At 56.8% G+C, this 21,639-nt stretch carries 17 protein-coding genes and 2 pseudogenes; 11 read left to right on the top strand and 8 right to left on the bottom strand.

Translation table 11 applies throughout. The annotated features are described in order from the left end of the window. Nucleotides 1-304 precede the first annotated feature (304 nt). Together groES and groL are read left to right on the top strand one after the other, a co-directional pair. Nucleotides 305-634 carry a co-chaperone GroES gene (groES, locus tag AABO57_06605; GenBank protein ID MEK6285392.1) on the top strand — a complete coding sequence of 110 codons (330 nt, stop codon included), beginning with the start codon at nucleotides 305-307 and terminating at the stop codon, nucleotides 632-634. Between the two features lie 27 nt (nucleotides 635-661). Next, complete coding sequence (gene groL, locus AABO57_06600) at nucleotides 662-2,293, top strand: chaperonin GroEL (GenBank protein ID MEK6285391.1); 1,632 nt, start codon at nucleotides 662-664, stop codon at nucleotides 2,291-2,293. 132 nt (nucleotides 2,294-2,425) lie between these two features. On the opposite strand, the gene AABO57_06595 is transcribed toward groL, so the two are convergent. After that, nucleotides 2,426-4,948: an FtsX-like permease family protein gene (locus tag AABO57_06595; protein ID MEK6285390.1), complete on the bottom strand. Its 2,523-nt coding sequence runs from the start codon at nucleotides 4,946-4,948 to the stop codon at nucleotides 2,426-2,428. Then, nucleotides 4,945-5,661, bottom strand: coding sequence for an ABC transporter ATP-binding protein (locus AABO57_06590; protein ID MEK6285389.1), 717 nt, complete (start codon nucleotides 5,659-5,661; stop codon nucleotides 4,945-4,947). Before AABO57_06590 ends, AABO57_06595 begins: the two co-directional genes overlap by 4 nt. Between AABO57_06590 and AABO57_06585 the strand changes: the two genes are divergently transcribed. Beyond that, on the top strand, nucleotides 5,660-6,340 hold the full coding sequence (locus AABO57_06585) for an arylesterase (GenBank protein ID MEK6285388.1): 681 nt from the start codon (nucleotides 5,660-5,662) through the stop codon (nucleotides 6,338-6,340). The two genes, AABO57_06590 and AABO57_06585, sit on opposite strands and share 2 nt — an antisense overlap. 160 nt (nucleotides 6,341-6,500) lie before the next feature. On the opposite strand, the gene AABO57_06580 is transcribed toward AABO57_06585, so the two are convergent. Beyond that, the gene (locus tag AABO57_06580) at nucleotides 6,501-6,764 is read right to left on the bottom strand and encodes a DUF2442 domain-containing protein (protein ID MEK6285387.1); all 264 of its coding nucleotides are present in this window, start codon (nucleotides 6,762-6,764) and stop codon (nucleotides 6,501-6,503) included. An 8-nt stretch (nucleotides 6,765-6,772) separates the two neighbouring features. Next, nucleotides 6,773-7,033 carry a DUF4160 domain-containing protein gene (locus AABO57_06575; protein ID MEK6285386.1) on the bottom strand — a complete coding sequence of 87 codons (261 nt, stop codon included), beginning with the start codon at nucleotides 7,031-7,033 and terminating at the stop codon, nucleotides 6,773-6,775. Nucleotides 7,034-7,218: 185 nt separating this feature from the next. Between AABO57_06575 and AABO57_06570 the strand changes: the two are divergent. The 3 genes and pseudogenes from AABO57_06570 (at nucleotide 7,219) to AABO57_06560 (ending at nucleotide 9,444) form a co-directional block, all read left to right on the top strand. Then, nucleotides 7,219-7,332, top strand: a pseudogene (locus AABO57_06570) (arylesterase). 629 nt (nucleotides 7,333-7,961) lie between these two features. After that, nucleotides 7,962-8,336, top strand: a complete 375-nt coding sequence (locus tag AABO57_06565) for a DUF2442 domain-containing protein (GenBank protein MEK6285385.1) — start codon at nucleotides 7,962-7,964, stop codon at nucleotides 8,334-8,336. A gap of 529 nt (nucleotides 8,337-8,865) precedes the next feature. After that, entirely contained in the window at nucleotides 8,866-9,444 is a 579-nt protein-coding gene (locus tag AABO57_06560; GenBank protein MEK6285384.1) for a hypothetical protein, read from the top strand. A 246-nt stretch (nucleotides 9,445-9,690) separates the two neighbouring features. Here the strand turns inward: AABO57_06560 and AABO57_06555 are convergent, their stop codons facing one another. Both AABO57_06555 and AABO57_06550 read right to left on the bottom strand, forming a co-directional pair. Then, nucleotides 9,691-10,659: a hypothetical protein gene (locus AABO57_06555; protein MEK6285383.1), complete on the bottom strand. Its 969-nt coding sequence runs from the start codon at nucleotides 10,657-10,659 to the stop codon at nucleotides 9,691-9,693. A 42-nt stretch (nucleotides 10,660-10,701) separates the two neighbouring features. Continuing rightward, on the bottom strand, nucleotides 10,702-11,283 hold the full coding sequence (locus AABO57_06550; GenBank protein ID MEK6285382.1) for a Uma2 family endonuclease: 582 nt from the start codon (nucleotides 11,281-11,283) through the stop codon (nucleotides 10,702-10,704). Between the two features lie 218 nt (nucleotides 11,284-11,501). Between AABO57_06550 and AABO57_06545 the strand changes: the two genes are divergently transcribed. The 4 genes from AABO57_06545 (at nucleotide 11,502) to AABO57_06530 (ending at nucleotide 18,389) form a co-directional block, all read left to right on the top strand. Further along, a complete protein-coding gene (locus tag AABO57_06545; GenBank protein MEK6285381.1) occupies nucleotides 11,502-12,575 on the top strand; it encodes a sialidase family protein in 1,074 nt (357 codons plus the stop codon). Between the two features lie 101 nt (nucleotides 12,576-12,676). Then, on the top strand, nucleotides 12,677-14,020 hold the full coding sequence (locus AABO57_06540) for an MFS transporter (GenBank protein MEK6285380.1): 1,344 nt from the start codon (nucleotides 12,677-12,679) through the stop codon (nucleotides 14,018-14,020). A gap of 868 nt (nucleotides 14,021-14,888) precedes the next feature. Then, entirely contained in the window at nucleotides 14,889-17,144 is a 2,256-nt protein-coding gene (locus tag AABO57_06535) for a BamA/TamA family outer membrane protein (GenBank protein MEK6285379.1), read from the top strand. A 102-nt stretch (nucleotides 17,145-17,246) separates the two neighbouring features. Then, on the top strand, nucleotides 17,247-18,389 hold the full coding sequence (locus AABO57_06530) for a hypothetical protein (GenBank protein MEK6285378.1): 1,143 nt from the start codon (nucleotides 17,247-17,249) through the stop codon (nucleotides 18,387-18,389). A 153-nt stretch (nucleotides 18,390-18,542) separates the two neighbouring features. Here the strand turns inward: AABO57_06530 and AABO57_06525 are convergent, their stop codons facing one another. Further along, nucleotides 18,543-19,835: an ectonucleotide pyrophosphatase/phosphodiesterase gene (locus tag AABO57_06525; GenBank protein ID MEK6285377.1), complete on the bottom strand. Its 1,293-nt coding sequence runs from the start codon at nucleotides 19,833-19,835 to the stop codon at nucleotides 18,543-18,545. A 182-nt stretch (nucleotides 19,836-20,017) separates the two neighbouring features. Continuing rightward, nucleotides 20,018-20,332, bottom strand: a pseudogene (locus AABO57_06520) (ester cyclase). 307 nt (nucleotides 20,333-20,639) lie between these two features. On the opposite strand from AABO57_06520, the gene AABO57_06515 reads away from it, so the two are divergent. Further along, a complete protein-coding gene (locus tag AABO57_06515; GenBank protein MEK6285376.1) occupies nucleotides 20,640-21,635 on the top strand; it encodes a MoxR family ATPase in 996 nt (331 codons plus the stop codon). The last annotated feature ends 4 nt before the right edge of the window (nucleotides 21,636-21,639 follow it).

Here is a 21,639-nt window from a genome sequence, read left to right as displayed (position 1 = left end):
CTTTTGCGTTATCTCGTCCGGCTTGACGACGATCGGTTGCTAGGCCTGACGTTGCCGCCACTGGATTATGACTGATGACTGACTGCGCGCGAAAGGAAACTATTAACAGCCCTTGCAAGCGATCCGTTAGGTGTAGAAATAATGGGCGCTAGTTCCTGAAGACACATAGTTCCTGAAGACACGTTGACAGGCCGCCCTCGGGAACATATACTTAGCAGTCTCGTTGGAGAGTGCTAACGCGCGCATGTATTTCATTCTCATCAGCGCTTAGTTTCAATTCATTAGAAAGGAGCGAAAAAAACGTATGGCAAGAATACGCCCACTTCAAGATCGTGTGATCATCAGGCGGATCGAGGAAGGGGAGCAGATCCGTGGGGGCATCATCATTCCCGACAGTGCCAGAGAAAAGCCGCAGGAGGGCGAAGTCATCGCCGCCGGAGAAGGCAAGAAGCTCGATAGTGGCGAGCGCCTGGCGATGGACGTCAAAGAGGGAGACCGTGTGCTGTTCGGCAAATACGCCGGCACCGAAGTCAAACTCGATGACGAAGAGTATCTGATCATGCGCGAGGACGACATTCTCGGCGTGATCGAGAGGGCCTCCGAGCACTCGAAGGCAAAAGGAAAAGGCAGATAGCAATTCTTATAACCAGGAGAAGAACAAATGGCTAAACAGATAGCATACGGGGAGGAGTCGCGACGAGCTCTGCTCACGGGAATTAATCGCCTTGCAGACGCGGTCAAAGTGACTCTCGGCCCCAAAGGTCGCAACGTCGTCATCGAGAAGAAGTTCGGATCCCCAACGATCACCAAGGACGGTGTTACCGTCGCTAAGGAGATCGAGTTGGAAGACAAATTGGAGAACACCGGAGCGCAGATGGTGCGCGAGGTCGCTTCGAAGACCTCTGACATCGCTGGCGATGGAACCACCACTGCTACCGTTCTTGCTCAGGCAATTTTCCGCGAAGGCGTGAAGACTGTAGCCGCCGGAGCGAGCCCGATGGCTTTGAAGCGCGGCATCGACAAGGCAGTCGAGAAAGCCGTCGAAGAGATTCAGCGTTTGTCCAAGAAGGTCAAGGACAACGAGGCGATTGCCCAGGTCGGGACTATCTCCGCCAACGGCGATGCGACCATCGGAAATTTGATCGCCGAAGCGATGGGTAAGGTTGGACAAGACGGCGTCATCACCGTCGAGGAGTCCAGGACGCTTGAGACGGCCCTCGAAGTAGTAGAAGGCATGCAGTTCGACCGGGGCTATCTCTCGCCCTACTTCGTCACCGATCCGGAGAGAATGGAAGCCGTGCTCGAAGACGCCGTAATCCTTATTCACGAGAAGAAGATCTCGTCCATGAAGGACCTGCTTCCGCTGCTCGAGCAGGTTGCTCGCGGAGGCAAGCCGCTGCTCATCATTGCTGAAGATGTAGAAGGCGAGGCGCTGGCTACCCTGGTTGTGAACCGGCTGCGCGGTACCTTGCAGGTGTGCGCAGTGAAGGCGCCGGGATTCGGCGATCGCCGCAAGGCGATGCTTCAAGACATCGCGATCCTCACCGGCGGCAAGGCCATTACCGAAGACCTCGGCATTAAGCTCGAGAGCATTCAGATCGCAGACCTCGGCCGAGCGAAGAAGATCGTGGTCGACAAGGACAACACGACAATCGTCGAGGGCGGCGGCAAGCCTGCCGAGATCGAAGGCCGCGTAAAGCAGATTCGCGCTCAGGTCGAAGACACCACTTCCGACTATGACCGCGAGAAGCTGCAGGAGCGGCTGGCGAAGCTCGTGGGCGGCGTGGCGGTCATCAAGGTCGGCGCGGCTACCGAGACCGAGTTGAAGGAGAAAAAGGCTCGGGTCGAGGACGCCATGCACGCGACCAAGGCTGCAGTTGAAGAGGGCATCGTGCCGGGCGGGGGCGTTGCTTTCATCCGGGCACAGAAGGCTCTCGAAAGCTTCAAGCTTGACAACGAAGACGAGAACATCGGTGTTGCCATCGTAAAGCGCGCTCTTGAGGAGCCGCTTCGCCAGATCGTCGCGAACTCAGGTCACGAAGGCGCTGTGGTAGTCGACAAGGTCAGGAACAACAAGTCAGCGAACTACGGCTTCAACGCGGAGACCGAGGAGTACGGCGATATGCTGGCGATGGGCGTGGTCGATCCGACCAAGGTCACCCGCTACGCGCTGCAGAACGCAGCTTCGATTGCCGGGTTGCTGCTGACCACCGAAGCTCTGGTGTCCGAGCTTCCTGAACACGAGAAGGAAGCTCCTCAGATGCCAGGCGGCGGCGGAATGGGCGGATTCTAGAAATCCGTTACCTGTTCTAAGAAACTTGTACGGGCGACCCTCTGTGGACGCTCCTCTTCCGCACAGAAGCAGCAACCGGAATGAGGGGCGTTTTCAGATGGTCGCCCGTACTCGCATGATTGAGCTTGCTTTTTATTGGGCGCGAAGCGTTACCAGCGGCTTGCGAGAGAGCACGTCAACGGTTGCCAGCGTTCCCACCGCGGTAACCATTATGATTGTAGCTACGATCCCTCCGAGGTTTACTACGGGGGTAAAGCTCCACGGAATCTCGAACACGAACCGCGATGTCACGTAGGACAGGCCAACCGCCGCGAGCGAACCAATGACTCCGGCGACAAAACCTATCAACCCATACTCCGCGAGTAAAATCTTCAAGAGCACCTTTCGTTTTGCGCCGAGTGTCTTCAGAACAGCGACTTCGTAGATCCGCTGGAACTTTGTCATCGCAAGCGAGCCGATCAGTATCAGCGCGCCGCTTAGCAGAACGAATACGCCCACGAATGAAACCGCCAGCGTGATGTTGTTTATGATTCGCTCGATCGCGCGGACTATGTCCACCACGTCGATGACCGAAACGTTGGGATACTTATCGACCACCGCCCGTTGAAAACGTGACCGCTCCAATTCACCGGCCGGTCCGTTCAGCGCGCCGACCATCATCTGAGGCGCGCTTTCAAGCGCCCCCGGCCGAAACAGCACCATGAACCCCGTTCGCGAGTTGCGCCAGTCAACGTGCCGAATGCTCGTCACTCGAGCCGCCAGCTTGCGGCCTTGAATGTCGAACGTGATCTCACCGCCAACGTCCAGTCCCAACATCCCGCGCATGCTTTCCTCGATTGAGACCTCGGGTTCGGACGAAGGCAACGCGTCCCAAAACTGACCGGCGATGATCTTTTCGTTTGACTCCAGCCCGGGCCGATAGGTCACAACATACTCTCGGCTTAGCCGGCCGCGCTCGCGTTTCATCTCCGCGTCGTTGAAGTCGATGTCCTTGCCGTTAATCGAGACCATACGAACGCGAACGGTGGGAACCAGCAGCGGGCGCTCGCCGGTTATCTGCGAGACCAACTCCGCGAGGCCCTGCTCTTGATCCTTCTGAATGTCGATCAAAAACATGTTAGGAATGTTGCCGCCGCGGCCCAGATTAAATTCGCGTATGAGGTTCGATTGAAGCGACTGGATCGTGATCACCAGGAACACTCCCAGCCCTACCACCATAACGATCACACGCGTTTGATTGCCCGGCCGATGAAGACTGTTGATCGCTTGTTTCAATGCAAACGACGCTACAGGACGCGTCCGGCGCACGAGTAAGATCAGCAGCGTTGCCGCGAGGTACAAAGCTCCAGCGGTCACCGCCAGCCCGCCCAGAAAAAAAAGACCGACTCGGAGCGATCCCGCTTGCCACGAGACGACAAGAAGCAAACCCAATATCACTAAACCCGCTGTCGCCCATCGCAATACATCTATGGCGCCGCGCTTCGACACCGCGCTCTCGCGCAGAAGCACGTTGGGTCTTATATGCCGAATGCGCAGCAGCGGCAGCGCAGAAAAAAGTATCGATATCAGGATGCCTGTGCCGAGACCTTGAGCGGCCGCTCCAAAACGAAGGCCGTAAGTCATGTAAGCCGGCAGCTTGTCGGCGAAGATGTATTGGATTAGAAACAGCACCGCCTTCCCGAACAGGAGTCCCAGCGCGCTTCCAATCACGCCCATCGTGAGCACCTGAGCCAAATAGGCAACCGTTATTCGCTTGCCGGTTGCCCCGATGCACTTCAATACGGCTATGGTCTTTTTCTTTTGCTCGATGAATACGCGAGTAACGTTTGATATGCCGATTCCGCCGAGGACCAGGATCACAAGTCCGGTCAAAGAAGAATAGTCTTCGGCGCGCGAAAACTGCTCGCTGAGGTTTTCTTGCGACTCCTTGTATGAGCGAACGTTGACCAGATTGTTCTTCAACTCGTCTCGCAGTTGCCGCACTAGTGTTGGGATGTTATCTACCGAAGTTGTGAAAAAGATCTTGCGTCGCGCGCGGCTACCGAATCCAGTTAGCCCCGCTGATTCAACCGCCGCTCGCTCGATGAACACTCGAGGACCGACACGAAAGCCGCTTCCGCCTCCGGGTTCTTTGTCGATCGTACCGCGAATCTGAAAGGTCGAGTTTCCGATCTTCACGTCGTCGCCAACTTGGAGCTTCAATCGATCAAGCAGCGCAATCGACACGACCGCGCCATTGTTTTGAATGAGCGAGTAAGTAACCGGTTCACCGTTTGTCAGGTTGAACTCACCGACCAGGGGGAAGCCCGAATCGATTCCCTTCAGCTCAACCATCATCGCGCCCTCGTGAGCCGGATCGGCCGGGCGGAGCATCGTCGGCGATTCAATCGTTTCAGTTCGTGCTTCGGCAAAAGGCAGCGCGACGCGATCAATTGCGGCGAGGGTTTCGGGGGTCCACGGGCGACTCGAATCAACCTGCACATCGGCGGTCAGGAGGTTGCGCGCTTCCGCCGCGATCGCGACGGCCGCGTTTTGCAGCATCGACCGGCCCGCGACGATCGCGCCCACGCCGATCGCTATGCAAGCGAAGAAGAACAGCAGCCTGCGCCACGAGGCTCGAAGCTCCCGCCGCGCCATTTGCAGAATAAATCTCATGAGCGGCTCGCCTCCACGGCGTCTTCCTTTGGACTCAACACGTCCGCATCGCTGTCGCTGACGACTCGGCCGTCTCTCAACGAAATTCGCCGGTCGGCCAGCGCTGCAAGCTCGTGATCGTGGGTTACGAGCACGAGCGTCGCATTGTGCTTTCGATTCATCTCGACCATCAACTCGAAAACGTGACGGCCGTTGTGCGAATCGAGATTCCCCGTAGGCTCGTCCGCAAGCAGGATCGACGGGCCGTTGGCGAACGCGCGGGCGATCGCGACTCGCTGCTGCTCACCCCCGGAAAGCTGCGAAGGATAATGATGTGCGCGCGCCACCAGATCCACGTCTTCCATCAACTGATTAGCACGCTCCGCCGCGTCGCGCGCGCCCGCGATCTCCATCGGTACCAGAATGTTTTCGAGCGCGGTCAGCGAAGGTATCAGATGAAAAGACTGAAAGATGAAGCCGATCTTGCCGCCGCGCAGCTCGGCGAGCGAGTCTTCATTCATAGCGGTGATGGCCTGGCCGTCGATGCGGATTTCGCCAGAAGTCGGCTCGTCGAGTCCGGCAATCAACCCAAGCAGAGTGGACTTCCCGCTGCCAGAAGGCCCTACGACCGCGATGAACTGGCCGTCTGGAATCGTCAAATCGAGCGGGTGAAGAATCGTGAGCATCTCTGCGCCAGAGGGAACAACTTTGGATACCTTGTATAATTGAATCATGAATCGTCTTCTACTTTACCTGGTCCTGATCGCGGCGTTGGCCGTTACAGCCTGCAGAGCCGCGGCCCCGAAGGAAGCGTCTCCAGCATCGCCTGCCGCTCGCGCGAAGCCTGCGAAGAGTTTACCGAAGATAGTAGCATTCGGCGACAGTCTCACGGCAGGCTTCGGACTTCCCGAGGGTTTGAGCTATCCGGCGCTTTTGCGAAAGAAGCTCGACGCCGAAGGCTTTGCTTATGAAGTCGTCAACGCCGGTGTATCAGGAGACACATCAGCGGGGGGAGTGAGACGAATCGATTGGGCGCTCGACGGCGACGTCAAGATAGTGATCATCGAGCTGGGCGCGAATGACATCTTGCGCGGCCAGCCAATCGACGCGATGAAAGAGAATCTCGCGCAGATTATCAAGCGAGCGAAAGCTCACGGCGCAACAGTGTTGCTGGCCGGGATGGAAGCTCCGACGAACTCAGGCGCCGAGTATCGAATAGCGGTTCACGAGGCATTCGCATCTCTAGCGCGAGATCATCAAGTGCCCCTCATTCCATTCTTCCTCGAGGGGGTGGCAGGAATCGACACGCTGAATCAACGTGACGGCATTCATCCGAGTGAAGAGGGGACAAAGGTCGTGACAGAGACGGTGTATCGGTCGCTTGTGCCGTTGTTGGAGAAGCAAGGACTGTGAATCGAACCGCCTGCAAGAAAACGCCAAGCTTACCTGCGCACCAACGCTCCACATCACCGTGCCGCGCGGTTTGCGGCTCTTAAGAAACCATCTCGCATATTTCGATGTAGAAGATACACTCTTATTGGAGAGGGTGTGGGTGTGGGTGCGCTTCGGCGCGCTATTTCCTGGCGAGTGCAGAAACTTGTTCGCACTTCTCGTACAGGGTTTCAGGAGCAATGTCCGCCCCGTTGGGCCAAGCGATGGTGCCTCCTTCGATTCTTGCCTGCCGGAAGAAGTCGCGATCCTTGAGTGGCGCAAAAATGGGTCCGCGTTGCAGGTACTCCGAGAAATCAATGACAGCACTGGTGCCGTCATCAAAAACGATCAGGAAAGAATAGTCTGCTTTGTACTCAATCTGTTTGACGTCGTTGAGATTCCACATGGCTCGCCTCAATCCAATGGGTCGATCTTCTTGATTTCCTTCCCCGCCTGGGCGAGCTCCCAATCCTCGAGCAATTCGGCGACGTGCAAGTCGATCCATTCACGCACGAGTTTGATGGCGGTTCGCGATTTCAGATTTCCCTGCGTGATATTTCCACTCAGATCAAACACCGCCTTGTTACCTTGATGCTCCGCGTGGATATGCGGAGGATTATGCTCGTCAAAAAACATCCGAATGATGATCCCGAAGAACCTGCTGATCTCAGGCATTCACCATCTCCTACTAATCGTTCCTACTTGCCTCAAAGTACCATACGCCCCGATCTTTGTCAGTTCCATTCCTGTGCATCGAGCGAATGAAAGCGCGAGGCGCAACGGTGTTGCTGGCGGGAATGGAAGCTCCGACGAACGCCGACGACGAGTATCGCAAAGCCATTCACTAAGCATTCTTGTCTCTCTCGCGCGACTACAACGTGCCTCTGATTCCATTCTTCCTGGATCGTGTCGCAGGAATCGAATCGCTCAATCAGAGCGATGGCATTCATCCGAATGAAGACGTACAAAAATAGTGGCTGACACCGCAGTAGCGCTTCGTCTCGCCGTCGGATCTAAGACGGCCATTTCACCAACGTGGCGACCCGCCGCTCTAGTCGCAATTTGTCGACCGTTTACTGTGATGCCAAACTCCCCGCTAATTATGAAAAACAAGTCGTTATCGGCGTCACCTTGCACAGCGATCCGATCTCCTGGTTTAACGTCGACCAGCGTGCCCGCAGTAACCAGTTCACGCGCCAAAGCCAAGTTACCCGCAACACACGTCTGAACAGATACGCATTCGATAAGTCTCCTGCGTCCATCCTTACCGCTGAAGCGGCGAATCATGCTTGGCGAGGACTTGGTGGTCATTTGTCCTTATCGTGTCTAGTGGGTAAGTAAGAAATATCGTCGAAATTGACCGCCCAACGATACCATGACCTAGTGCCTTACTGAATAGGAGTGTGATAACGTTGCACCCGGTTTTGGGTGCAAACTCTAATTGCACCGTTTGAGGGGTGCAGAAGAATGGTTCGCTACAAATGGAACTTAAGCGGATGGGGTCAGGCGTGCAAATTGCAATTTCGTACGGGTTCAGCGCCCGAGAGTTGAATGATTCGACGCACGATCGAGACGCATCGAGCCTCGTTTCTGGATGCCTGGCATGAACATTTTGGCTAGCAGCGATCCGGTCGTCCAAGACGTGCAGGTCGCCGACGACGAAATCATAGTGAAGCTTGCCGACGGTCGCGTCATTAGCGTCCCGCTAGCGTGGTCTTGGCGACTGTCTGAGGCAACTCCGGCGCAGCGAGCAAACTGGCGGTTAATCGGGACCGGCCAAGGGGTGCACTGGCCAGACATCGATGAAGACCTCAGCGCCGAGGGCTTGCTCTACGGCGTTCCCGCGTATCGTCCACCTTCAGTAGCAGCCGAGCCGAAAGCCGCCGCCAGCCGCCCGGCTAAGAAACGCGTGCAGCCCGGACGCAGCAGCGCCAAGCTTCGGCGAGGTTCGAACCGAACCACGGAAAAGCCACGATAACGTCGTGCAGAACATAGCGAAGGCCATTCCTGCGCCTACTCGAGTCTCAAAGTTGGCCGGCACCCCAAGTCATTCAAACACGCGACGCAAGGCGGCTAGCAATTGAGCTTTGTTAGTCTCAATGAGCCGATGCCTGGTGAATGCCAAAGACAAACATCGGCGCGGAGCGCATTCGGCTGGTACATTTTGGCTGTTTATTCACTATGTGCCGAGTCTCAAAAGAAGGGCGATTGTCCGACAAACTTCAGTTTGTCGCATAGGACGGCTCGACGATAAACTGAGGCTAGTCGACATCGGACCGCTGCGACGACAAACTGAAGTTTCTCGGACAATCAAGCCGCCTGATGTTGAGAATGCGGACACTGGATACGAAGAAGAGTCGCAAGAAGCGAAGAAGGCTGAAAGCATACCCTTACCTTCGCCAGCAGATAACCTTCACGCACGCCGGCAAGAGGTCGTAATTGGCCGGCGCTGTGCGGCGTGACTTCCTCCGGCTGCGAGCGCCGGAGTCTTCAAAGGAGAGTTGAAGATGAAAAAACTGATCCCGAGCGCGTTGTGTATTGCCTTCATCGTCATAATGCTGGTTCCCGAGGACTCGATGGCCCAGCGCCGCCGCCGGGTGGTGGTCCGCACGCGGCCCCATCGCACTACGATCGTCGTTCGACCTGGGCATCCCATCCGCCGGGCGCTGCCTGTCACAGTACTGGTAAGGCCCGCGCGAAGGGCAGTAGTGGTGGCGGCCCCGCTGTTGTTCTTGACTGCGGTGGCATGGACGGCGGCGGTGGTTACGCTACCAGCCCGCGAGCGGTTCGTGTGGCAGGACAGCGAGACCATCGAAAAAGATGAAGGCTGGGTGGATACAAACTTCGGCGTCGATGGCAGGGGCGACGCGCTATACCTCGAGATCATCGGCAACGCTGAACTCAACTTCGCCGAGGTCACCTTCAACAACGGCAACGTGCAGGTCGTGGATTTCAATGAGAAGACGCACGGCAGCGGAATCTACAAACTGCTGGACTTCGCCGACGGCCGGCACGTATCGACCGTGCGAATCCTGGCGTTGTCAAAGTCGGAGGACACCAAGCTGGTCGTCTACCTTAGCAAGTAGCCACCGCAGGGCTGGTAGTCAGATTCTCTGAAATCTGCCAGACCAACTGACTTCAAAAGATAGATAGTGGGGTAACCTCACCCCACTAACTTCAATCCGACACGCATGATCGTCGGCGGCGCTGACGGTTCACGGGTGCTCATCTGCGGGGTTGTGCTTCTGCAGCCTTACCTCTCAGCCCGTTAGCTCTCAACACCCGGTCTTCCTGCGCCAACGCGAGGCTCAACGCTTAGCCGGCACTCCAAGTCATTCGAACACGCGACGCAACGCAGCTAACAATTGATCTTTGTTAGGGCCGCCGATGGCCTCCTCTGCTCGTTTTCGCATGGTCACGTCCTCGCGGTAGATGCCCAGCGTAGCGATTGCAGCCGTAGCCAGCCGGTCGTCGCCCGATTCCAAAACCGATATCAGGAAGTCACGCGCTGCTTCAGATCTCGTAAGCGCTATTGGAAGCAGTAGAGTTTGCTTGAACTCGCGGTCGAACGTAGCGGTCCACTTCGACTTCAACACCTCGAAGACCTCAGGCAGCCGTGACTCCGAAAGTGCGAGCGCGGCATGCTCGTAAAGCGAGGGGTAATGTTGATCGACAAACCTGGCGACGAACTCGAACGAAGCGCTCGCCGAAAGAGCCATCAACCCATTAAAGCACTCGGCAATCACTGCCGGCTCGGCGTCGCCCGTGAGCACCTTGAATCTCAGAAGCGGCGCCGCGGAGGGTCCGCAATGTCCGAGCGCACGTGCCGCGCCTATGCGGGCATCGGCCTCGGAGTCGGCGAGCAGCGCCGCCAGTTCATTCATCGCGTCCGTGGAACCTACTTGGACCAAACCGAGAGCGCACAGCGCTCTCAACGGCGCGGCTGTGTCGGCGCGCCCACCCCAGGTTGGTTCGAGTTGCACGTGCCGGATGCCGGTTAGAAAAATCTCTTCGTCATCGCAATTGGCGGCAAGCAGCGCTTTGACGACGGCGCTCTTAGCGGCGCAGCCCTTGTCAGTTTTCACCGCGTTCAGCATAAAGCGATGAAAGGCCGCGATGAGATCGGGAACTAACTCGTGGTCCTCGATATGAGCGACGATCTCCGCGGCCTTGGCGACGACGAGACTGACCTTGCTCGCAAGATGCTTCCGAAATTGCTCGCGAACTTCGGGTGAGTCCGGCAGCTTGCTGAGCCTGGTAACTTCAGCTAGTTGTTCTTCTATTGAAGCTGCCTTAGCCACGCTCGCTCCACTTGTTCCCTTAGGTTGACGCGCGTTGAGTTTCTACCTGCGGCGGGTGCGTTGTGGAAACTTTACGCGGCGGTAGACTTGACCGACGGTGAGGGTGAGCCCGATCGACTCGAGATGCAGCTCATCACTGAGTTCGGTGAGTACCTCCCAGTTCCAGCGGTCACCTCGCCCGCGGCGGAACACCTCGATGCGCACGCGGTCCTGGGAGACGATCACGTACTCTTTCAGACTCTTCACCTGCTTGTACGCTAGCAGCTTCTCAGACCTGTCAATGCGTTCGGTGCTGGGCGAGCTGACCTCTATGATGAGTCGTGGTTGTTTTCGGTAGTACTCATCTGCGCCGGGACCGTCGCACGCAACCACGACATCGGGATAATAGTAGACAGTCTCGTTGACCCAAACCTTCATATCGGCCATGAACACTTCGCAGGGCCCATCGCCCAGTTTGTCATCGAGCCTGCCGGTCAGATTGATCGCGATGCGGTTATGCCGGTCGCTTGCGCCCGCCATTGCATAGATCTGGCCGTCGACGTACTCGTGGCGCACAGGGCTTTCCTTCTCAGCCTCGAGATACTCGGCGACGCTCAGGCGCTGAAGTTTCTTCGGCACGCTCATAGAATTCCTCGCGGCAATCTTAGCATACGCAGCCACAATTCATCCTTGACGATCCGGTCCGCGCATAAGCCGAGAATCTCAGTCTGTCGTCGGGTATATCTGATACTATGTCGCTCGTCGGACAAGGCGACAAATGGCTTCTAGTAAACATACCGCTGCCGCTCTTCGACAGTAAGCAGTGTTCTTTGTGATTTCGTCTTCCGGGTGATGGGAGGAGTATGCGCCACTTCAATTGTGCGGTTCTTGCGCTTGTTGTAGCCCCGCAGGGCATTTTGCTCGAGGCCAGATACATCAGTGCACCCCCTGTGCGTGATGCCATCGTCAAGTCGGAGTTCATCTTCGAACAAGCGCCCTTCCCGTCGTGTCACGCGTCAACCATAGCCGAGTCAAGAGCCGGCCTGGTTGCCGCCTGGTTCGGAGGCACGCGCGAGAGGAGTCCCGACGTTGGAATCTGGGTCTCCCGGCACGATAAGAACGGATGGTCGAAGGTTGCTGAGGTTGCTAACGGCGTTCAACCAACCGGCGAACGTTACCCTTGCTGGAACCCTGTTCTGTTTCAGCCCGCGCGCGGACCTCTATTGCTCTTCTACAAAGTGGGACCGAGCCCAAGCGAGTGGTGGGGCATGCTGACTACTTCTACCGACGGCGGCGCTAGCTGGTCGAAGCCGCGGCGGCTGCCCGACGGTATTCTCGGCCCTATCAAGAACAAACCGATTCAATTGCTGGACGGCTCGATCTTGTCCGGCTCCAGCACCGAGCACGCGGGCTGGCGCGTTCACATGGAATACACGAGCGACCTGGGCGCAACCTGGCGCAAGAGCGAACCGCTGAACGACCGGACTCAGTTCGGCGCCATCCAGCCGGCGGTCGTGGCTTATCGCTCGGGCGGCATCCAGATTCTTTGTCGCAGCCGGCAGGGCAAAATCACCGAGAGCTGGTCCAGTGACAGTGGAAAAACCTGGAGCGAGATGAAGTCTACGACGCTGCCGAATCCGAGCGCGGGCATCGATGCGGTGATGCTCAAGGACGCACGCGCTTTGCTTGTGTACAACCACACCGAGAAGGCTCGCAGCCCGCTCAACGTCGCCGTTTCATCGGACGGTGAGACCTGGAAGGCGGCTCTGATATTGGAGGACCAACCCGGCGAGTACTCGTACCCGGCGGTAATACAGAGCGCCGACGGATTGGTGCACGTTACCTACACGTGGCACCGCGAGCGAATCAAACACGTTGTGATCGATCCGCGGAAGCTGGTGTTGCGAGAAATGCCCGACGGTCGCTGGCCCGGATGATCCTCTGCGTTCCCCTGCGTCCTCTACGGTTAAAATCCGGATCGAACCGCGGAGGACGCAGAGGAACGCAGAAAATCAACTGACAGCGCCCCGCGAACGCAATGCCAGAAGGAACCTACAAATGGTGGGTCGTCGTCATGCTTTGGTTCGTGTGTTTTTTCAACTACGCGGACCGGCAAGCGATTTTCTCAGTCTTCGAACTGCTCAAATCAGAAATGAATCTAAGCGACGTGCAGCTTGGCATCGTCGGCGCGTCGTTCATGTGGGTGTACGCCGCTTTCGGTCTAATTGCCGGGCTGATAGGTGATCGTAGCAACCGCAAGACGCTCATCATTGGCGGGCTGGTCTTCTGGTCATTGATCACCATTGCGACCGCGCTCTCTACAAAGTACTCACACCTGGTCTTGTTCCGCGCGCTGGAGGGCTTCGGCGAGGCATTTTACTTTCCCGCGTCTATGTCTCTGTTGAGCGACTATCACGGTCCGGGGACCAGGTCGCGCGCGATGTCGATCCATCAGTCAAGCGTTTACGCGGGGACGATCGCCGGAGGGGGCGTTGCTGGAGTGCTCGGCCAGCATTACGGCTGGCGTTCTAGCTTCTACCTGTTTGGCTCGTTGGGCATATTACTCGGGGTACTGCTGCTTGCTTTGCTTCGTGAGCCCGCTCGCGCCCATTCAACTGAGCCCGCCTCGAAGGACCCCGAACTGCGTGGCGCCAATGCGACTAGTCGGGCGCAGCCGGCTGTGCTCGTCGCGGAGTCATTCGCCAACCGGGTCGTGCGTTCACTGAAGAATGCTCTGGCGGCGATCAAAGAGCTATTAGCCAACCCGATGGTGCGAATCCTTACTATGGTGTTCGTCGGCGCGAATTTTGTGGCGATGATCTTCCTGACTTGGATGCCGTCGTTTCTCTTTCGCAAGTTCAACCTGAGCCTGGCGATGGCCGGCATAAGCGCAACCGCCTATTTGCAGATTGCGTCGGTGCTCGGCGTGTTGAGCGGAGGCGTGCTTGCGGACAGGCTTGTCAGAAGAAACCGCGGCGGGCGGATGCTAACTCAAGCGATTGGGCTGACGCTTGGAGTCCCGTTCATCTTTCTGGCCGGCTGGACGCTCTCGGTGCCGGTTGTGATAGTGGCGTTGATCGGGTTTGGATATTTCAAAGGGCTTTATGATGCGAACATCTGGGCTTCGCTTCACGACGTAGTGCGTCCCGAGCGCCGAGCGTCGGCGGTTGGCTTCATGAACTCTCTGGGCTGGATTGGCGGCGGAGTTGCGCCGGTGGCGATCGGCGCGGCGAGCGGGCGCTTCGGCATGGGCGCATGCATAAGCGCGAACTCGGTAATTTATCTTCTCGTCGCGGCGTTGTTGTTCTACGGCATTCGGAGCTACGGGCGATCGTCTCTCGTGGCTGCCCCTGCCGGAGACAACGCGCACGGTGGCAGGTGAGTCGTAAACAGGTTCGGGCGCGGGACGCTGAGCAGGTTGGCTCAATCGAGTTGTGGCGATAGAGTGTCGGCGATCCTTGACCTCAACATCACTTCGCCTTGTAATACTTCTGCCTTCTTTTCATATGAGTGTAGAGCCGCAGCGAAAGCAGCAGCCGATTCAGAAAAGGAGAAGAATCGCAGTTGCTTAACACCCTTTGCTTGATGCCGCCTCACTATGCAACATATGCACATTTCCGAACCGTAAGCATCTATAACTCGGAGCATTGTGTCGGCTTGATCACTGCGAGCGAAAGGCGTAAGATAGCGCCGCTTTGAGGGCCCCGACCAGGCGAAAGAACGAAGACTTCTAAGTGAACCGGGCTGAAAACCTCACTCCAGGTCACTGAAAGACGCGGACGTTTGAGTCGGCAATGGGAAGACCCCTTATGAGTCCAAAGAGAAGTCGGAATATTCTCCGCGCCCATTTTGCCTTTACGAGAACTACTCCTACTCTGAAGCGCAAAGCGAAACCGTCTTCGATCTGCAATCCATGGTTGCGCAGGTTTTTGACTGTTGTCTTTCTTGACGCTCTCCTTGCTCTCATCTCCTTCTCGTCTGAGGCTCAAACGTTGCGAGGGAAACACGCCGTCTCTTTTCATGATTCCGGGACGCACGCCGATCTAACTGGCTGCACAATCGCGCCGGCAGAGATGCAGCAGGCCGATCAGAGCCGGTTGTTTGTACAGTTGACTTTGAAAAACGGCAAACCGCTGGTCGCCCCGGCTGACGCGCAGTTGCGACTGACGGAGAAGTTTTGCGCGAATTTCAGGTGCAATAGAAGCGCGGACGGCACGCTGCTTCCGGCCGACAATGCCTTGCTTGGCCGGTTGTTGAAGCGGCTCAATGCGGCGCTCGCTGCATTGCGCTTTTTTGACGAAGAGGCGCGCGTTGATTTGTTCCCTGAGGAGCCGCTGCCCGCGCCTGTAGAGCCGCCCGCTGATGGCCCTCAAGAAGCAATAGACGACTACAACAAGGCGAAGAAGAAGAAGGAGCTAAGCGACGCCCTCAATAGCGCGATTAACAGTCTGGAGATGACAGCCACACTGCGCAACCACAACGGCAGTTTCGGACCCTTTTTCAAACAAGACGGCCTGTTCGATCAATGGCGCAATGCGGTATTGGAGAATCAGACGGTAAGAAAGGCTTTCGAGGAGTTTTGGAAAGCCAACGAAGAACCAGACCGAGCGTTCACCATTAAAGGTACCGCGGACACCTTGAGGGTATCTTTTCTAGCACTGATCAGCATAGAAGGTGCTTCCAAGCTTGGTAGAAGCGCACTCTCACTGTTCGAGCAGGGCACTATACCCGATACCCGATACCAGGACGGCCTGCTTTGCCACAGAGTCTACGACCCGATCGTTGCGGCCGAGCGAACGGCCGGCGATACGCTGGCCTTCACCGTAGCTCCGGAAGAAGAAACCGCGCGGGTGATCGCAGCGTTAGAGGAGGCCAGGCTGATAAGGCTCCCCTGGTCACAAGAAGAGATCGAGGCGGCGCTTAGAGACTTTTATGCAGACAAAGGCGATCAAGCCAAATTCAAAGTCAGCGACATTCAGGATGAGAAGAAGACGATCAAGGTACTGAGGCAGCGCATTGACTTTATCCGCTTGCCCCAAGTGGCCAATGAAGAGCTTTTCCAAGTGTTACAGCGCACCTTGTCGCGCAAAGAATTCTATGAATTTGCCAGGAATGAGCAGGCGGCCAGTGGCCAGAAATACCTGCGCCGCCCGGCAGCAGACGATCCCGAGGGCTCGATCGCAATCGGGTTGAAGAAAGCTCCAGAGCCGGATGAGCAAGAGGATTCCAAACGGCTGCCAGTGCGCGACACGTTGATCCACTTGAACGCTTTTACGGCGCAGCGCATCGGCGCCGCGCTCAAAGATATTGATTACATACCGGTCCCGAGCCAACCAACGGACGATGCAGACAAGCTTGCCTCTTTTATCAATCTAACGATGATGAAGTCTGAGGAGGCAGCGAAGAAACCGCAGCATCCCAGCCTGCACGCCTTCTTAGACCAGACCCTGTACAAGGTCTGCCCGCAAAACAACAACTACTTTTATGGCGGCTTGGAGTACCGTCCGGGGCAGGGGATTCGCGGGCTGGGCGGCTACAAGTGCTTAAAAGCCGGGCCGGGTACCGCAGGATTTGAAGCCGGAGCCGACGGCGCGGCGATCGGCAATATCAGTTATTCCGGTGTCGTGCCTTTCTTCGGCACAGGACCGGGCGGCGCTTTTCAACGTCCGCTCTTCCTGCAGGTTGAAGGTTCCAGCCTGTATGAACGCAACCGGGTATTCGGCGGGCTGATGACCAACGAGCGCCGGACCGGTGCGATGCTGCGCGCCGTCTTACCTATCCTGACCCCGGCCGAGTCCACGCAATTCGATGTGTTGGCCGAAGCCAAGCGCCAGACCGTGGCGTTGATCAGAGAAACGAAGACCGTTGATAAATTGAACCTGACGACCCTCGAGATGGGAGCGCGGTTCTTTCTTGATAAGCGCGGTGCCGACCGCCCGAGCTTTCTGGAATTGACGCAGCGCTTGAAACTCGGATTGGGCGCGGCCGAACAGGAACCGGTGTTCTCGGTCATCACCCTCAACGGGGTTTTTCATAGAGAGGCCAGCCAGTTATTCGAGTTCGATGTGAAAGGGCGCGTAAGTCTGGCGAGTGACCGCACGCCCGTCTTTGAGTTGCCCGTGTTCGGCGGCGTCGAAACGGTGCGCGGGTTCCGGGAGGATGATGCTCTCGGACGCCGCCTCTGGAGCGTCCAGCCAGAAGTCTGGTTGCGTGCTCGCGGTTTGTTGGCGCCCGACTTCGACCCGGCCACTGGCGGGCAGACGAAATTGAGACAGACGTTGCGGGACAGCCTCGCCCTGGCTTTTTTCTCCGATATCGGAGGTGTTTACCGCACCTTCAGTTCCACGGCCGGGAAGCGCTACGGTCCGGGTTTAGGCATCAGATTCAAGTATGCGAAACAAGCGACCCTCAGACTTGACTGGGCATATGGGATTGGCGACGGCATCAGCGGCAAAGGACATGGCCGTTTCTATTTCTCGTTTGACCTGCTGGAAAATCCCTTTTGATCGCAGCGGATCACCAGCCGCCGAAGCGTAGACGGCGACGCTTCGCGCACCGGGACCGTTGCGACCGTAACCGCGCCGTGACGACGGCGAAAGGAGCAGACGATGGCAAGCTTCACGCTAACCAAAGGGACAGACACGTTTGACTTGGACGTGCTTGGCCCTGTCAAGAATCAGGCAGGGAAGGCAATCGGCAAATGGGATACCGACAAGAACAGCAAGATCGTCGTCAAGAAAGACGCCGGCGGCACGGTGGTCTTCGACGATGTCATTTGGAAATTCAATTCGAACAATCAACTTTGTCTCAACGTCGGCGATACCGAGGTCATCAATTTCCATAAGGCCGGCAACCGGCCATTTTTCGCCACCAACAACGCGACGCTGGTCGTGCGGCCCGACCAGAATAACGTTTTCAGCTTCACTCTGCGCGGCGAGTGGGATCTGAGCGACAAGCACGACTTGAGCATCACCATCAACGGCGTCGTCTCGGTCATAGACGGCTTCATCCAGGATCTGCGCGGGCGCTTCATGTATCACTTCTTTGATAAAGGGTCGAGCACCATCGAAGAATCCATCCTGGGCTTTGCCGGCGAGTGGAAGCAAGATCAGAACGACCCGCTGAAGCTGATCTTCAAGTACAAGAGAGAGAACGCGACCGATGACGAATTCGCATTGGCCAAATCCGTCACGATCAATCGCACTCTCAATCAGTTCATGTACGAGTATGACAAGAAGGGCCAGAAGTTCCGGCTCCAATTCATGGGGCTGGTTAAGATCTCGGACGATTTCGTCATCTCTTACACACTCGATCAGCAGAAGTCGCAAAACGGCGACGTGCTCTCCAAGCAGACGACGCTCACGATCAAGGCCGAAATCGACAAGAAGGACTTCAGCGGCAATGTCGAGTTCAAAGTCACCAAGAGGGATGGCACGAGTTCGTCGATCTCGTTGCGCGGAAACTTCACCGCGCTTCATAAGAAAGGCGTCAAACTTTCGGTCGGGTTCGCCTTTGAACAGACGACCAGCCAGGGGAAGGTTCAATCCAACTTCGCCTTTAACGGCAAGCTCGAATTCGCCGGCGGCGGCAAGATCGTTTGGACGTTCGAGAAGAATTCGACGCGGACTTCAATCACGATCTCGGCAACCGACATCGCCGTTGGCCCGGCCCGCATCGATGGGTCTCTCAATCTTGTGCGCGAAAACGGGCAGTTGGCGGGTGTTCGCGTGATGTTCGGAATCGTGCTCTAACCCTGGATTCAAAGACTCTGTGCAGCGGTCTTTAATAGCCCGGAGTCTAATTGAGTTCACGCTACTTGCCTAAGAGAAAGGAGTCTTCATGTCTGAGCGTCCCGTGGCGCTCTGATTTGCAGACGTGTGCGACCGCCGGTGAGCTTCATCCAGCTATCGCTTGTGCTCCGCGTCATTCGCTAAGACTTCGTTTGCCACCGCATCGTTCCCATCGTTGGGCGCCGGAGTTAAGCCGAGAATCCTCGTCATCACGTTATAGACCTGAACGTTTTCAAACGGCTCGATGACGGCGCCTTTCTTGAACGCCGAGCCGTGCGCTATGAAGATCGCCCGCATTGAGGGAAGCTCATTGTCGTAGCCGTGCCCCCCTCTCAAGCCGTCCATTCGGCCCTCCGCTTTCATCTCTTCGAATTTGGCTCGGGTAGTCAATGCCCAGCCTTCGTCAGGCAGGACCAACAGCGGAGCGATGCGCGGGCTGTTCGAGTAGTGAAACCGCGCGGGCATTTCCGCCTTGCGATGGACCTTCGCTTGCGGCGGCAACTTGGCCTTCAGCGTTTCGTACATCACGGCTTCCTTGCCTTCTCTTGGAAAGATGCTGATGATCTCACTCGTCCATATGACCTTCTCTGCAAGCCTGGTATCGATAAGCTCATCCAGAATAATTGTGTTCTTAGGATCCTGGGCAGTCATGCCGTGATCGGAAACGATGATCAGGTTGACCTGCTCGAATATCCCACGCGCCTTAAGACCATCGACGAGTCTCCCCAGGTCTCTATCGACATTGAGAACAGCATTGCGCGTTTCGACCGAATCCGGACTGAAGTCATGCCCGGCAGTGTCAACATCGCTGAAATACAAACTCAAGAAAGTCGGCCGCTCTCCCGACGGCAGATCGAGCCACGACAAGATCGTATCGACGCGTGCCTCGTTGGTCACCTTCCCGTCATAAGGCTTCCAATAGGTCGGCCGCGTGCCCCCTATTTCAGCCTCGCTTCCAGGAAAGAAATACGGAGCGGCTCTCTGACCCTGCTTTTCGGCGGTGACCCAGATCGGCTCGCCCAACCACCAGCGCCCGTTCTGCACTTCTTCGCGCTTGCTCATCGTGAACATCGCATTGAAGCCTTTGTCGAAAACGTTGTTCTCGACAATGCCGTGATTTTGCGGATAGAGACCGGTCGCGATCGTGTAGTGATTAGGAAACGTCTTGCTTGGAAACGCAGGAATCATCCACTTCGCCTGCACGCCTTCTCGAGCCAGAGACCTGAGGTTCGGTGGTTCGTACTTCTCCAGGTAGTCGCCTCGAAACCCATCAAGCGAAATCAAGATGACCGTTGGTCGAAGGTCTTTGATCGACTTCGATTGAACGCAGCCCCAGAGGCATGCAGTCAGCAACACACACGCTGTAAGAAGCAGGAGATTGAATCTCGCTCTGACTATTCTTCTCATTGGTCCTATTCAAGCGAGGGAACTTGAGGCCAGCTAACTTCGCCGGCCAATCAAGTCAGGGAAGGTAATAGGGTTGAACAGAATATGCAAGACGTAGCTGCGCTGTGCATGGAAGTACTCCGCTACGCACCAGGTGATCATCCGCGGCCACGGCTGTCGGCGCAGGTGATGAGTTGTAGATTTTAGTCCGCCAATTTCGGCTCACTGATCTGTCTCATCAAACTGAGCGTGTCCCAGTTAGTAAAGACCTCTGAGATCTTACCCCGATCAACTTGAAGAATGCTGATTCCATCTACCAGAACCCGCTTCCCAGTCGGAGCGACCCCCAGGAACTCGCCGCGGTGTGTGCCGGACGAGATCCAGTGAATCGCCACCATACGGCTCTCTGCAATCAGGTGTTCGGTTTGGAGCACCAGATCAGGAAACGCGTTGCGATACATCGTGACCAGTCGCTTAGTCGCCTCCGGGCCCATTCCGAGCCGAGGCCCGCCGGGTCGTGATTGACGGCATCCATGTCGATGAGCTCATCCGCGACATTGAGGTTGCCATTGTTCCAGAGCTCTGAGAAGAACCTCCGGACGACGGCTCTGCTTTCGTCTGATAGTGCTGCTGCTGGCATGGCACTGCTCCTTTCGAAAAGCCGGCGGGGAAGTGTGCAGGGATTAAAGTGCGCGTCTTGAGTATCGTTCAGGCGTCCTGAATGTCGTGCGCACAACCGACTGCCAGAGGTGAGCCGACTGTACTCCGGGGCGTTCGGTTTGTCAATGACCGGGTGCAACTTCTCTTAGCTAGGCGCGTTCAATTGTGCTAGATTTTCTTGTGCGCCCCAAAACGCTCGAACAAGGACTCGACTTAGTGATCACCACCGCCGGGAAGCTGGAAGAACTTCAAGCTACAATCGAGACAGTCATACACGGCAAGTCCGACGTCGTGGAGCTTGCTCTTGTGTCGCTTCTGGCTGGCGGGCACCTGCTGATTGAAGACGTCCCCGGCGTCGGCAAGACGACCCTTGCGCAAACTCTGGCGCGAAGCTTCGACTGCACGTTCCAACGTATTCAGTTCACTTCCGACATGTTGCCCTCGGACATCGTTGGATTGGAAGTCTTCAACCAGCGGACCAGCACTTTCGAGTTCAAGTCGGGTCCGATCTTTGCCAATGTGGTGCTGGCCGACGAGATCAACCGCTCGACTCCCAAGACCCAATCGGCGCTGCTCGAAGCGATGGCCGAGGGGCACGTCACCGTCGAGCAGGAAACCTATCAGTTGCCGCGGCCGTTTATCGTGCTTGCTACGCAGAACCCCATCGAGCATCACGGAACTTACCCGCTGCCGGAATCGCAGCTCGACCGGTTTATGATGCGGCTGCGAATGGGTTATCCCGACTCGGAAGACGAAAAGACAATACTCCGGGAGCAAACCCTGAACTCCGCGGTGGACCGCGTCGTCCCGGTGATGCACAGCGACGGCGTGCTCGCGCTGCAACACGAGGTGCGAGAGGTGACCGTCGAGGAATCGCTCATCGATTACCTCATTCGCATAGTGCGAGCAACGCGCGAAGCCGACATACTCGATCTTGGCGTGAGCCCGCGCGGAAGCCTCGCTCTCTACCACGCTGCTCAGGCGCTGGCTTTTTTGGAAGGACGCGACTTCGTGATTCCCGATGACATCAAACGGCTGGTGGTTCCGATCTTCGCTCACCGAATCGTGGTGAACTCGCGCTACTCGACGGGATTGCGCCGCTCGGACGAATCGCAAGCCGCCCTCCAGGAAATTCTCAAAACCGTAAACGTGCCGCTGTGAGGTA

The organism is Acidobacteriota bacterium (assembly GCA_038040445.1).
In the GTDB taxonomy this organism is placed as follows: Bacteria; Acidobacteriota; Blastocatellia; order UBA7656; family UBA7656; genus Onstottus_A; species Onstottus_A frigus.
The sequence above is the reverse complement of the archived record's forward strand: the minus strand, read 5'-3'. Positions and strand labels throughout refer to the sequence as shown.